General features: G+C 75.1%; 11 protein-coding genes and 1 pseudogene. 3 read left to right on the top strand and 9 right to left on the bottom strand.

Features of this window, described 5'->3' with window-relative positions; genetic code table 11:
• Positions 1–516, bottom strand: a 516-nt coding sequence (locus Q7L73_RS28150) for a glycine-rich protein (RefSeq protein ID WP_304715775.1), incomplete at its 3' end; no start/stop codon positions are given.
• A 43-nt stretch (positions 517–559) separates the two neighbouring features.
• Positions 560–2,281 (bottom strand): hypothetical protein, encoded by a 1,722-nt coding sequence (locus Q7L73_RS28145; RefSeq protein ID WP_304696112.1) that lies wholly within the window; start codon positions 2,279–2,281, stop codon positions 560–562.
• A 124-nt stretch (positions 2,282–2,405) separates the two neighbouring features.
• On the opposite strand from Q7L73_RS28145, the gene Q7L73_RS28140 reads away from it, so the two are divergent.
• Positions 2,406–3,011: a hypothetical protein gene (locus tag Q7L73_RS28140; protein WP_304696110.1), complete on the top strand. Its 606-nt coding sequence runs from the start codon at positions 2,406–2,408 to the stop codon at positions 3,009–3,011.
• Positions 3,012–3,048: 37 nt separating this feature from the next.
• Here Q7L73_RS28140 and Q7L73_RS28135 read toward each other — a convergent pair whose 3' ends face one another.
• Both Q7L73_RS28135 and Q7L73_RS28130 read right to left on the bottom strand, forming a co-directional pair.
• A complete protein-coding gene (locus Q7L73_RS28135; RefSeq protein ID WP_304696108.1) occupies positions 3,049–3,411 on the bottom strand; it encodes an MmcQ/YjbR family DNA-binding protein in 363 nt (120 codons plus the stop codon).
• Positions 3,412–3,424: 13 nt separating this feature from the next.
• Positions 3,425–5,167 carry a hypothetical protein gene (locus tag Q7L73_RS28130; protein WP_304696106.1) on the bottom strand — a complete coding sequence of 581 codons (1,743 nt, stop codon included), beginning with the start codon at positions 5,165–5,167 and terminating at the stop codon, positions 3,425–3,427.
• 124 nt (positions 5,168–5,291) lie between these two features.
• Here Q7L73_RS28130 and Q7L73_RS28125 point away from each other — a divergent pair, with 124 nt between their 5' ends.
• Positions 5,292–6,023, top strand: coding sequence for a hypothetical protein (locus tag Q7L73_RS28125; RefSeq protein WP_304696104.1), 732 nt, complete (start codon positions 5,292–5,294; stop codon positions 6,021–6,023).
• 18 nt (positions 6,024–6,041) lie between these two features.
• Here Q7L73_RS28125 and Q7L73_RS28120 read toward each other — a convergent pair whose 3' ends face one another.
• Both Q7L73_RS28120 and Q7L73_RS28115 read right to left on the bottom strand, forming a co-directional pair.
• Positions 6,042–6,521 (bottom strand): DUF1772 domain-containing protein, encoded by a 480-nt coding sequence (locus Q7L73_RS28120; RefSeq protein ID WP_304696103.1) that lies wholly within the window; start codon positions 6,519–6,521, stop codon positions 6,042–6,044.
• Positions 6,518–7,357 carry an NAD(P)H-binding protein gene (locus Q7L73_RS28115; protein ID WP_304696101.1) on the bottom strand — a complete coding sequence of 280 codons (840 nt, stop codon included), beginning with the start codon at positions 7,355–7,357 and terminating at the stop codon, positions 6,518–6,520. The genes Q7L73_RS28120 and Q7L73_RS28115 overlap by 4 nt, the downstream gene beginning before the upstream one ends.
• A 120-nt stretch (positions 7,358–7,477) precedes the next feature.
• On the opposite strand from Q7L73_RS28115, the gene Q7L73_RS28110 reads away from it, so the two are divergent.
• Positions 7,478–7,927 (top strand): GNAT family N-acetyltransferase, encoded by a 450-nt coding sequence (locus tag Q7L73_RS28110; RefSeq protein WP_304696099.1) that lies wholly within the window; start codon positions 7,478–7,480, stop codon positions 7,925–7,927.
• Positions 7,928–7,930: 3 nt separating this feature from the next.
• Here the strand turns inward: Q7L73_RS28110 and Q7L73_RS28105 are convergent, their stop codons facing one another.
• The 3 genes and pseudogenes from Q7L73_RS28105 to Q7L73_RS28095 form a co-directional block, all read right to left on the bottom strand.
• Positions 7,931–9,040, bottom strand: coding sequence for a SpoIID/LytB domain-containing protein (locus tag Q7L73_RS28105; protein ID WP_304696096.1), 1,110 nt, complete (start codon positions 9,038–9,040; stop codon positions 7,931–7,933).
• A gap of 94 nt (positions 9,041–9,134) precedes the next feature.
• Positions 9,135–10,433 (bottom strand): bifunctional diguanylate cyclase/phosphodiesterase, encoded by a 1,299-nt coding sequence (locus Q7L73_RS28100; protein ID WP_304696094.1) that lies wholly within the window; start codon positions 10,431–10,433, stop codon positions 9,135–9,137.
• A 60-nt stretch (positions 10,434–10,493) separates the two neighbouring features.
• Positions 10,494–10,911: pseudogene (locus Q7L73_RS28095) on the bottom strand (2-oxoglutarate dehydrogenase, E2 component, dihydrolipoamide succinyltransferase); the annotation flags it as partial.

Genomic DNA, 10,911 nt, shown 5'->3' with positions numbered 1-10,911 from the left:
GCCGGAACCGCCCGCACCGCCGTCGCCGCCCGCGCCCGCTCCGCTGCCGCTGCCGCCCGCGCCCGCGCCGCCGCCGCCGGCCGCGACCAGCACGCGGTTGGCGAGACCACCGGCGCCCGTGCGCAGGTCGGTAGCGCCGCCGCCCGCACCCGCCGCCTCGCCGAGCCCGCCGGAGCCGGCCGCGCCGCCGCCGTTGAAGCCGCCGGCCGTCGCCGCGGCCGCGCCGCTGCCGCCGAGCCCGCCGACGACGAGCGTCAGCTGCTGGCCGGGCGTCACCGTCAATGTGGCGCGCACGATCGCGCCCGCGCCGCCGTCGCCGCCGCTGACCGCCGCGCCGCCGCCGGCGCCGTGCAGCTCGAAGCTCGCGCGCGTGACGCCGACCGGGACGGTCCACGTCTGCGGCCCGCCGGTGTAGGTGAACAGCTGCTGCTGCGGTGCGGCGGCAGCCGGCGAGGCGGCGACCGCCGCGACGAGCGGCAGGGCGGCGAGGGCGAGCAGACGGTGGGCGCGGCGCATGTGACCTCCTGGAAACCGGAACGACGACGACAATCGTCTCAACTCATCCGCGCAGCGTGAGTCGCGCCGCGACCGGCTGCTCCAGTCTCAGCCGCACCGGACAGCCCCAGCCGGAGGCGGTCACGACGCAGGCGCTCGGCAGCACCCAGCCGGACTCGAAGCTCGGCGCGACGCCGGCCGCCAGCCACAGGCCCGCGGTCAGCGTCTCGCCCGCGCGCAGCCGCTCGGTCGTGATCGTCGTCGTCGCGCGGTGGGTGCGCAGCTCCCAGTGGGCGGCCCGCCAGCGTCTGCCGTCAGCCAGCCGCCAGGCGCCGAAGAGGCGCACCCGGCTGCCGCTGCCGCGCACGTGCGCGAGCACCAGCCGCGCCGTCCCGCGCGGCGTTCTCAGCTCCCAGCCGGACGACAGCCCGCTCTGCGGGCGCGACGCGAGCAGGTCGCGCCAGGCGCCGCCGTCGAGCACCTTCAGCGCGGTCAGGCCCTGCTGGTAGCGGCCGTCGCGCTGCGTTCGCCGCATCGACAGCGCCCACCAGACCCGTGGCGCCCGCCCCCACACCAGCCGCGCGCCGCCGACGTCGGCGACGAGGTGACCGGCGCGATCGGCCGGGACGCGGCCGACGCGGACGCCGTCGGGCCAGCGGTCGGCGGCGTCCTGCAGCAGCGACAGCGTCAGGCCGTTGTACTGCGTCATCGACGCGTAGCCGTCCATGATCGACGCGTCCCAGCGCTGCCACAGCCCCGGCACGACGGGGATCGTGCCGTCGTCGAGCTGGCCGTGGACACGCACGAGGCGGTCCATCGCGCGCTCGGCGAAGGCGCGCCAGGCCGGCGCGTCGCGGCCGCGGTCGGAGGCGCGCATCGCGCCGAGGTCGACCGCCGCCGCCAGCACCCACGACTGCTCGGCGCTGCGACCGGCCGGCGTCAGCGCGCCGTCGGGCGCCATCAGCGCGAGCGCGTAGCGGCCGGCCTCGCGGCGGATCCGCAGCGCGGTGGCGCTGAAGGCGTCCGGCTCCGACTGGTAGACGCGCTCCAGCAGCAGCGCGCTGAAGAGGTGGTAGGCGGGCGGCTGCCAGGGCGGATCCGACAGCGCCCGCGCGAGCCCGACGCGCCGCACCGGCACGCGCGGCCCGGCGTTGCGCGGCATCAGCCGCGTGACGATCCGCCGCACCTCGGCGCGCAGCGCGACCGGGTCGGCCGCGATCCCGTCTCTGCTGCCGAGGAGGCCGGCCTGCGCCAGCTCGGCGGCGCCGGCGGCGAACACGAGCCGCCAGTTGTCGTAGCCGCCGGTCGATCCGAAGACGCGCCGTCTGAACGGGGCGATGCGGCCGATCCAGTCGCTCAGCGGCTGCTCGATCCGCGCCCAGGCGCTGGCGGGCAGGCGACCGGCCTGGCCGTCGCGCAGCAGCGTCGTCGCGCCGAGCACGTAGAACGGGTCGCCCTGCGGGTCGCGCCGCAGCGTCCCGAGCACCTGCGCCACAGCCGCCTTCTGCAGCTCGTCGTCAGCGCTGCGCCTGGCCGCCCGCAGCTGCGCCTGCGCGAGCATCAGCGTGCCGTAGTTGAAGGCGCCGTAGGGCGGCTCGAGCCGATCGGGGATCGCGCCGTTGGCCTCCGTCATCGCCGCCCACGCGCGCTCGGGGCCGGCCGCCCAGGCGGCGATCTGGGCGCCGTCCCAGCCGCCGGCGGCGCGAGCGGCGCCGGGCGTGACGAGCACGAGGCTGAGCAGGAGCGCGAGCGCAAGCGCGACGACGCGGGCTGACCGGTTCGACATCGGACGCTGTTAACGGAGCCGCGCGCGGAAAGAAGCGCGGCTGCGCCAGCTCACCCCCGCAGACAGCTGTTCGCCTCCCGATCCGGCGTCGATGACGTGGCGCGTCAGTGGTACGGTCGCGGGCATGCTCCGCGCTGCCAGCCTCCTCTCGTCGGTCGCCCTGCTCGCCGCCGTCGCAGTCACCACCGCCGCGCCCGCCGGCGCCGACCGTCCCGCGCCCGCCGCCGTCGCGAGCGCGAAGCGGGTGCCGGTCGGGACGCTGCTCAGGCTCGACGGGATCGACAAGCTGAGACTCGGGATGACGCGCAACGCGGGGTACGCGACCGGGCAGCTCAGAACGACCGCGGAGACCTGTCTCGACGGCAAGAGACCGCTGCCGATCACCTACGGCTCCGATGGACCCAAGGCTGCGCCCGCGGCGAGATACACCGCCTACTTCCGCGGCGGCCGCAACGGCAGACTGACGCACGTGACGGCATTCGGCGGCGTCGTGACGGAACTGGGAATCCGCCCCGGGGTCAGCACCGGCCAGCAGCTGGTCGCCAGGTACAAGCGCGCCGGCTACACGGTCAGAAGCGAGTGGGTCGCGAATCTGAACGCGACCGTGATCCACGTCCTCAGAGGTCGCAGACAGGTGCTCGACGGCCTCGTCTCCGCAAGACTCGGCAGAAGACGCACGCCGCTGACGGCGGTCGCGATCCCGCGCTACTTCCTCTGCCCGAGCCGCTAGCGCACCGGCTCTCCCAGCCCGCGGCGCTGGCCGGCGGTCAGCCGTCGAGCCAGCGCAGCGCGTCGCGCTCGCGTCTGGGCAGCTTCTCGACGACGAGGTCGTAGGAGTCCTCGATCAGCTCGCGCACCAGCGCCGCCGACAGCGAGCCGTCGAGCGTGACCGTGTTCCAGTGGCGCTTGTTGAGGTGCCAGCCGGGGTTGATCGCCGCGTGCTGAGCGCGCAGCTGGACCGCCAGGTCGGGCTCGCATCTGAGGCTGATCGTCGGCCGCTCGCCGCCGAAGCGGCCGATCGCGAAGATCTTGCCGCGCACCTTGAAGACCTCGACGCCCTCCCCGAACGGGTACTCCTTGCCGGCGCCGGGCAGCGCGAGGCAGGCCGCTTCCAGCTCGTCGCCTCTCATCGTGCGGCGGAGGCTAGCGCCGGCGATGGCCTCTCGCGTGCGGGCGGCGCTTCTGCTTCGCCTTCGCTCTCGCCGGCTTCGCCGCGGTGATCGCCAGTCTGCGCGTCGCGCCGCCGTCGTCGCGGCGCAGCACCAGCAGCCAGCGGCCGGCCTTCAGCTTCGGCAGCCGCACGACGCTCAGGCTCGGGCCGGGCGTCAGCGTCAGCAGCGGCAGCGCTTTGCCGCTCGCCGCCGGCTTGCCGCGCCGCAGCAGCGTCACCGACCAGCGCTGGACCGGGCCGTCGAGCAGCGAGCGGACCGTCACCGCCGTGCGGCGGCCGGCGCGCACTCTGCCGCCGGCGAGCTTCAGGTAGCTCAGCGCGACCGGTCTGTAGACGGGCTCGGGCGGCGGCGCGGTCGTGTCGGCCGGCAGCGCGGGCAGCACGCCGTCGGTCGTGACGCCGGCCGTCTTCTCGGCGCCGGCGTTGGGGTTGCTGAAGTGCGGGCCGGCCTTGAAGGTCGCCTCGTCGAAGGTCACGCCGGCGGCCGCGAGCAGCGCTCTGCCCTCGTCGCTGGACGGCGCGGAGCCGTCGCTGACCGCCCAGAAGGCGTCGTTGGCGCCGGTCGGGCCGGCGAGTCCGGCGGACGGCTGCGCCGCGACCGTCTCGGCGAGTCTGCGCAGCGCGTCGAGCGTCGGATAGGTGCCGGCGAGACCGGCGGCCGGGCCGAGCACGTCGAAGCGCGCACCCGGCACCGGTATGTGACGGCCGAGGTCGATGCAGTAGGCGAAGAGGCCGTCGCGGTGGGCCGTCTGCCCCTTCGGCGCGAACAGGTCCAGCGGGGCGCCGACGATGAAGTTCTGCTCTCCGCCGTCCTTGTTCAGGATCACGTCGCCGGGGTTGGCCTTCATCCGCACGCCGGCCTTCGCGATCAGCGCGTCGATGTCTCTGGCGATGATCGGCTTGTCGTGGTCGTAGCCGGTCCCGTCGGCCATGATGTCGTTCTCGCCGCCTCTCGGGATCCCCGGCTGGACGTCGCCTCTGCCGTACTTTCTGTCGAGCGCGGCGGCCTTGTCCTGGACCGATCTCCACCACGCGTCGAGCGCCTTCGTGTCGGTGCGGTCGCCTTTGTACTCGGGCAGCTTCACGTGTCTGCCGTCGGGCCCGATCCAGTCGGGCTTGCGCGCCGAGTAGCGGTCGGGCAGGCCGAGCAGATGGCCGGTCTCGTGCGCGAGCGTCGTCGCCGTCTCGTTGACGCCCCAGTCGCCCGACTTCTCGCCGTTGGGGCCGAACGGCGACGGCGAGACCATGCTCGCGTCGCTGGCCCGCGGGCGGTCGGTCAGCACGATCTGGTGATAGCCGGGGGTGCCGCCGCTCTGGGCGTCGGCGCCGCTGCGCACGCGCGCCTCGACCGTGATCGTGAACGGCGAGCCGTCGGAGGCCTTGGAGCCCGCGAGCCGTCTGGTGATCTCCGCCGCGATCTCGTCGGCCTTGCTCTGCGGCCACGGCGAGCCGTCCTTCTGCGTGCCGAGGAACTCGATCCGCACCGTCGCGCCGACCGGCGTCCCCGGCACGCGCGCGCCGGTCAGGTCGACCGCGACGCTGTCACCGCCGAACCCGCCCTTCGCTCTGAGGTCGAGGATCCCGGCGGAGGCGGCCTGTTGCAGCGACAGCTGCTGGGCGATCTCGGTCGCGGGCGGCGGCGGGTCCTCAGCGCGGGCGATCGCCGGCAACAGCAGCGACAGCAGCAGCGCGAGCAGAAGCGGGAGGCGGCGCATGGGCCGGCAGGGTACAGCGTTCGACCGGCTTCCGGGGAATCCGGTCGGCGCATCGGCGCGCTCGCGCGCGGGTAGGCGCGTGAGTGGTCGCCCCTCCCCTCCCCTCCGTCCCGAGGTCTCTCCGATGCCCATCGTCCCGCTCGCCGCCGCCGCGCTCGCCGCCGCCGGTGGCGGCACCGCGCCGCTCTACCCCGGCAACACGCTCGCGATCGCGAGACCGCCGCGGCTCGTCGCCGCCAGCGTGCAGAAGGTCAGACTGAGCGGCAGAGCGACCTGGGACGAGCCGACCTCGGCGACGACGACCGGCTACACCGTCTCGCTCTACGTCCAGAACGCCGCCGTCGACGACCGCTGCGAGCCGAGCTACGGCGCCCAGCTGCAGAAGTCGATCAACCTGCCGGGCCTCAACGCCTCGACCTCGATCTCCGGCTTCGTGATGTCCGACGCCTTCCGGCTGGAGCCGGAGCCGCCGTCGAGCACGCTCGACTGGTCGGGCGAGTCGGTGCCGTTCGCGGTCAAGCTCGGCGTCCCCGCGATCGTCCTCTGCGCCTACCAGCGCTACATCACCGACGACGTCGCCTGGTACCAGCTGCCGCTGCGGCCGCAGGCGCCGAGCTGCACGTTCGCGAGCAGGAGCGCCCGCCGCGGCGCCCGCGTCGCCGTCCGCTGCAACGTCAGCGGGCCGATCGGCTTCCGCTTCACGAGAGCCGGCGCGCGCGGCCGCACGCTGCGCGCGACCGCGAACAGAGACGGCCGCGCGCGGCTGAAGCTCAGCGGGCTGGCGGCCGGCGGCTGGCGGGTCGCGATCGCCTCCAACGGCGTCGCACTCGGCAGACGCACGCTGAAGCTGCGCTGAGCGCCTCGGGGGCGGCCATCAGACGATCAGCGCGACGACGAGCGCGGCCGCGCCGCCGAGGCAGCAGAGCGTGCGCAGGTGGTTCCAGAGGCTCCAGTCGGGCACGAAGTCGGCCCACTTCGCGGCCGCCTGCGCGCTGGCCGGATCCAGCGGGGCGAGCGCGTCGTTGAGCGGCACGTTGCCGCCGCCGGTGATCAGCACCGCGCCGACGATGTAGAGCGCCGCGCCCGCGATGATCCACGGCACCGCGGGCTCGCCCCATCTGGTGATCGCCCACACGACCAGCCCGGCGCAGGCGAGCGCGCTGCCGAACAGCACCGCCATGAACAGCGGGCCGACGGCGGTCTTGTTGATCTGCTGCATCGCGGCGACGCCCTGCGCCGGCGTGAGGCGGTGGAGCGCCGGCATCACGAACGAGGAGAAGGCGAAGAAGACGCCGGCCGAGAGCCCGCAGCCGAGCGCCGTCACGAGCGTCACGAGCTGCACCGCGCGGCTCATCGCGCCGCGCTCCAGACGCCCGTGGCGGCGGCCGCGGCGGCGTAGTCGGCGAAGTCGCGCGGCGGGCGGCCGAGCGCCTGGCGGACGCCGTCGGTGAGCGACTCGTTGCGGCCGTCGAGCACCTCCGCGAAGAGGTGGGCGGTGAGCGCGATCGCCTCCTCGGGGACGCCCGCGCCGCGCATCCCGTCGGCGTACTGCTCGGCCGTCACCGGCACGTAGTCGAGCCGCCGGCCGCTGGCGGCGGCGATCGCGGCGACGGCGTCGTCGAAGCTCAGCAGGCGCGTGCCGGTCAGCTCGTGGACGCGGCCGGCGTGGCCCGACTCGGTCAGCGCCGCGACCGCCACGTCGGCGACGTCGTCGCAGTCGACGAACGGCTCGCGCACGCCGTCGACCGGCAGCGCCAGCGTCCCCTCCTGCAGCGGCTCTGCGAAGAAGCTCTCGCTGAAGTTCTGCATGAACCAGGAGCAGCGCACGACCGTCCAGTCGGCGCCGGCGGCGGCGACCGCGCGCTCGGCCGCCTCGGCCTGCGGCTCGCCGCGGCCCGACAGCACGACCAGCCGCCGCGCGCCGGCCGCGACCGCCTGACGGGCGAAGGCGCCGACCGTCTCCGCCGCGCCCGGCAGCGCGAGGTCGGGGGCGTAGGCGATGTAGACGCTGCCGGCGCCCTCCAGCAGCGGCGCCCACGTCTCGGGCCGCTCCCATTCGAACGCGGGCGAGGTCGAGCGGCCGGCGCGGCGCACGGCGATGCCGCGCCGCTCGAGCTGCTCGGCGACCCGGCGGCCGGTCTTGCCGGCGGCCCCGGTGACCAGCGTGATGTCCTGCGTCTCAGTGCTCATGGCGACCATTCAAACGCCGTCGAATGAGACAGTCCATGGCCGTTCACCGCAGATGCATACGCGTGCGTCTCACACTCGTGGGAGTCGGCGTATGGCGCCCCGACCTGGCAGTCTGCGCTGATGAGCACCCCCCTGGAGATCCGCCCCCTGCAGGCCGGCGACCGCGCCGGCTGGGATCCGCTGTGGCAGGGCTACCTGCGCTTCTACCGCGAGCAGCTGCCGGCCGACGTCACCGACCACACCTTCGCGCGCCTCAGCGAGCAGCGCGACGGGATGTTCGGCCTCGTCGCCGTCGCCGGCGGCGAGCTGGTCGGCTTCACGCACACGATCGTCCACCCGTCGACCTGGTCGAAGACCTCCTACGCCTACCTGGAGGATCTCTTCGTCGACCCCGCCGCGCGCGGCGCCGACGCCGGCAGGCTGTTGATCGAGCGGACCGCGCTGGCCGCGCGCGAGCGCGGCTCCGACAAGCTCTACTGGCAGACGCAGCAGTTCAACGGCCGTGCCCGCTCGCTCTACGACACGGTCGCGTCGCTGACGTCGATGGTGCTGTACGAGCGCGCGCTGTGACGCTCAGCGCCTGATCGCGTAGCTGGCCAGGCTCGACTGCTGGCCGAGCACGAAGGCGAGGTCGTCGCCGGTGACGACGACCTCGCCGCCGCTGCCGGAGACGGTCGCGGTGACGATCCGGCCGGAGGACGTGCGGGCGCGCACCTCGATCGCCGTCAGCGACCCTCTCAGCCAGCCGTGGGCGCGCAGCAGCCGCTCCGCTCTGGCGAGCGCGATCCGCTGCGTCCATCTGTGATGCGGGTTGGCGGGCGTCGCGTCGGCCGGGTCGGCGACGCTGACCAGCCACGGCTGCGGCGTCATGCCGAAGCCGTCCGCCGCCGAGTCGGTGCGGCCGCCGGAGCTGGAGTGGAAGAAGACCGGCACCGCTCTGCCGCGGTAGGTGACGACCTGGCCGCGGGTCGCGCGGACGGCGCGGTCGCCGCTCGCAGATTCGCCGCCGACGCCGCTGTACTTCTGCGAGCGCGTGTCGGCGAACTGGTCGAAGCCGACCGTGCCGGCCTTCACGACCGCGACCGCGTAGGTGCGCGAGACGACCGCCTGCGCCTGCAGCGCGGCCGGCCTCCACGAGCCGTACGCCTCCTGCGTCACGACGCCGCGCAGGTAGTCCTCCACGCCGACGCGGTTGACGACCTGCAGCATCCCGTCGATGTCGTCCGCCGACAGCTCCAGCGCGCCGCGGACCTTGCCGAAGCCGCCGACGGAGAGCGGGCCGCGGCCGGAGATCGTCGCGCTCGCGGGGATCGTCACGGTCCGGCGGCCGGGCGCTCTCAGCTCGACGCGCGTGCCGCGGAGGCGGGCGCGGTAGGTCGCGCGCGGGTCGAGCGTCGCGGTCCCGGCCCTCGTCGCGCCGCTGAAGAAGGGGCTCGGCGCGACCGTCAGCCGCACCCGCAGCGTCTGCCGGATCCGCGCTCTGGCGACCTGCGTGCCCGGGAAGTACGAGGTGACGATCGCGCGATACCCCTTTCCCTGCAGCGCCTGCCCCTGCGCGCCCCATTGGCTCATGCCGACGCCGTGCCCGAAGCCGCCGCCGCTGATGACGAGCTGCGGCGCGGCGGCGGCCGGCGCGGCGGTCGCGAGACCGATCAGAAGTGTGCAGAGCGTGAGTCGGAGCATCGCTCCATTGTGGCGCGGCGGCAGCGTCCCGCGGCACGGTGCCGCCGCGGGACGCTCCCCCTCGCCGCTCTCCCCCGGCTTGGAAACACGTCGGTCAGGCGCTGCTCGGCGACGCGGTCTCGGCGTCGAACCACGCCTCCAGCTCGTCCGCCGGCAGCGGGCGCTGCAGCAGCCAGCCCTGGCAGGCGTCGCAGCCGATCCGCCGCAGCGCGTCGAGCGTCTCCGGGTCCTCGACCCCTTCGGCGATCGAGCGCAGGCCGAGGTCGCGCGCCAGCGTCACGACCGCGCGCACGATCGCGCCGTCACGCTCGTCGTGGGTCATCCTCGACACGAACGAGCGGTCGACCTTCAGCTCGTCCAGCGGCAGCCGCCGCAGCAGCGCCAGCGAGGAGGCGGCGGCGCCGAAGTCGTCGAGCGCGAGGCCGATCCCGAGCGCCTTCAGTCTGTGGACTATCGCGAGCGCGCGGCGGGGATCCTGGCCGACGGCGCGCTCGGTCAGCTCCAGCGTCAGCAGCCGCGGCGGCACGCCGCTCTCCGCCAGCAGCCGGCCGACCTCGATCGGCAGCCGCTCGTCGACGACGTTCGGCAGCGCGAGGTTGACCGAGACTCTCAGCTCGCGGCCGTCGCGCCGCCAGCGCGCGAGCTGGCCGAGCGCCTCCGCCAGCACGGCGCTCGTGAGGCTGTCGGCGAGGTCGGCGGCCTCGGCGACGAGCAGGAACTCGCCCGGCTCCAGCAGCCCGAGGTCGGGGTGCTGCCAGCGCACGAGCGCCTCGACGCCGCGCACCTCGCCGCGCGCGAGGTCGAGCTGCGGCTGGTAGTGGAGCGTCAGCTCGCCGTCGGGGATCGCGCTGCGCAGCTCGTGGACGCGCAGCAGCAGCTCCCGCCCGGCGTCCTCCTCGACCGGGCGGAACAGCTCGTAGGAGCTGCCGTGACGGCGGGCGCGACGGGCGGCGAGGTCGGCCTCGTGCATCAGCTCCGGCCAGATGCCGTCGTCGCTGAACAGCAGCGCGCCGCCGATGCTGGCGCTGAGCCAGATCGGCTCGCCGTCCAGCTGGACCGGCGCCGCGAAGGCGCCGTGCACGCGCGCGGCGAGCGCGGCCATCCGCTCGGCCGTCGCGTCACGTTCCAGCAGCACGCCGAACTCGTCGCTCCACAGCCGCACGACGAGGTGGTCGCCGGCCATCGCCTCGCGCAGGCGCGGGCCGAGCGCCCGCAGCACCGCGTCGCCGCCCTCGCGGCCGAAGTCCTCGTTGATCGCCTGGAAGGCGTCGACGTCGACGACGAGCAGGCCGACGGTGCGCGGCGCGTAGTCGTCGAAGAGCGCGTCGAGCCGCTGCTCGAGGCGGCGGCGGTGCGGGAGCGTCGTGAGCGGGTCGGTGAGCGTCGGGGTCATCGGGGCCGCCGGCAGGATCGGCGACCGACCTTGCAGCTCGTTTGCAGTGGCGCGTCCGCGTCAGGCGTCGAGCAGCGCCGCGATGCGCGCGGCCGCGACCGTCGCGCCGGCCGTCTCGGCCGCCTGGCGCGCCTGCCGCAGCCGCAGCCGCCCGCCCTCGGCGTCGCCGCGCAGCAGCTCCAGCAGCCCGAGCGGCTCCGCCACCGGGCCGAAGTAGCCGGGCAGGAAGACGACGACGTGGCGCTCCGCGTACGGCGCCAGCAGCGCGTGCAGCGCGTCGATGCGGGACGCGGGCGCGGGCGCGGCATCCGCGGGCAGCGCGGCGGCGGGCGCGGCATCCGCGGGCAGCGCGGCGGCGGGCGCGGCATCCGCGGGCAGCGCGGCGGCGGGCGCGGCATCCGCGGGCAGCGCGGCGGCGGGCGCGGCATCCGCGGGCAGCGCGGCGGCGGGCGCGGCATCCGCGGGCAGCGCGGCGGCG

The sequence above is a fragment of the Conexibacter sp. CPCC 205762 genome, from assembly GCF_030646155.1.
Lineage (GTDB): Bacteria > Actinomycetota > Thermoleophilia > Solirubrobacterales > Solirubrobacteraceae > Conexibacter.
The sequence above is the reverse complement of the archived record's forward strand: the minus strand, read 5'-3'. Positions and strand labels throughout refer to the sequence as shown.